This is a genomic window from Methylobacterium sp. WL116 (assembly GCF_008039455.1).
GTDB lineage: Bacteria > Pseudomonadota > Alphaproteobacteria > Rhizobiales > Beijerinckiaceae > Methylobacterium.
In genome coordinates this window covers 1-1,557 of sequence record NZ_VRUV01000775.1, presented here as the reverse complement: position 1 = coordinate 1,557, position 1,557 = coordinate 1, and the positions used below count along the sequence as shown (strand labels likewise).

Annotated in this window: 1 protein-coding gene; it reads left to right on the top strand. The window is 74.1% G+C overall.

All coding sequences use genetic code 11. The features are described 5' to 3' along the window. On the top strand, positions 1–1,066 hold a 1,066-nt coding region (locus FV223_RS27225; protein WP_147729818.1), incomplete at its 5' end, for an endo-1,4-beta-xylanase. Positions 1,067–1,557 lie beyond the last annotated feature (491 nt).

Here is a 1,557-nt window from a genome sequence, read left to right as displayed (position 1 = left end):
GGGCCGGCCGTCGTGGTCGGCCGACAGCCTGCAGGCGGCGGCCGCCCGCACCGGGCTGACCTACGGCACCGAGGTGCCCGGCTTCCGGTTCGCGCGCGATCCCGCCTACCGGCAGGCGGTGGCGCGCGAGGCCGGGATGCTGGTCTGCGGCACCGAGATGAAGATGGAGGTGGTGCGGCCCGAGCCCGGCAAGACCGATTTCGCGCAAGCCGACGCCCTGGTGCGCTTCGCCCGCGGCAACGGCCAGCGCATGCGCGGGCATACGCTGGTCTGGCACGAGGCGCTGCCGCCCTGGGTGCGCCCGCTGCTGGCGCGGGCCACCGCCCCCCAGGCCGAGGACTTCCTGCGCCGCTGGATCGAGACCGTGGCCGGCCGCTACCGCGGGCAGATCGCCTCCTGGGACGTGGTCAACGAGGTGGTGTCGCAGGACGGCGGCGGCCCGGAGGGCCTGCGCGAGAGCCCGTGGCTCACCGCGCTCGGCCCCGGTTACGTCGACCTCGCCTTCCGCATCCTGCACGAGGTCGACCCGACGGCGGCCGGCTGCTGGAACGAGGACGCGGTCGAGCAGGGCGTGCCGTGGATGGAGGCGCGCCGCACCCGCGTGCTCAAGCGCCTGGAGGGGATGCTGGCGCGCGGCGTGCCGATCCGCCGCTTCGGCCTGCAATCGCACATCACCAGCACGGTGCCGATCGACCAGGGCCAGCTTCGGCGCTTCCTCGCGGAGATCGGCAGGATGGGGCTCGGCATCGAGATCACCGAGTTCGACATCGACGACCGGGCGTTCCCGGCCGACATCGCCACCCGCGACCGCAAGGTCGCCGACCTCGCCAGATCCTATCTCGAGGTCGTGGCGGCCGAGCCCGCGGTGCTGACCGTGATGTCGTGGGACCTCTACGACCCCGACACGTGGCTCAACGACCACCCCTACCGCAAGCGTCCCGACGGCCTGCCCCAGCGCGCGCTGCCGCTCGATGCGCAGTTTGGGCGCAAGCCGCTCTGGCACGCGATGCGGGCGGTGTTCGCCCAGGCGCCGGACCATGCGGCGGCGCGGGCGAAGCTGCGGTAGCGCCCCTCGGGCCCAGGGGGCAGGATCTTGACGTCGCGCAGCTCGCCGTCGCGCGGCGCCTCCTCGATGCCGTGCTTCCGCGCCTTCGCGACGAGGCCTTCCATGCCCTTGCGATGCTCCGGCCAATGCTCCGGCCTGGTCTCGCCGCCCTTGGCCGGGATCGGGCTCCGCAGCACCTCGGCGTGCGTCCGGATGCCGCCGAGCGACGGCTCCGGCATCCGCTTCCGCCTGGCGTCGCTCGCCCGGCCGATCGGACAAGCATGCCCCCGTTCCGGCGACGCGTTCGACACGAAAGCGTGACGGGCGGGGCGGCCGGCATCGCCCGAAATCCGCCGGCGGGACCGTTCCCCGGGCGGCGGATCTGCTAGGCATCCTGTCTCGCCCGAGGGGCGTGCGCACGGCGGTCGCGCCGCTGGAGGCCGGGTCTTGGGCGCGATCGACGAGACAGGGGCCCGAGCCCGGGCAAGGGCGGCGAGACCAGGCCGGAGCAT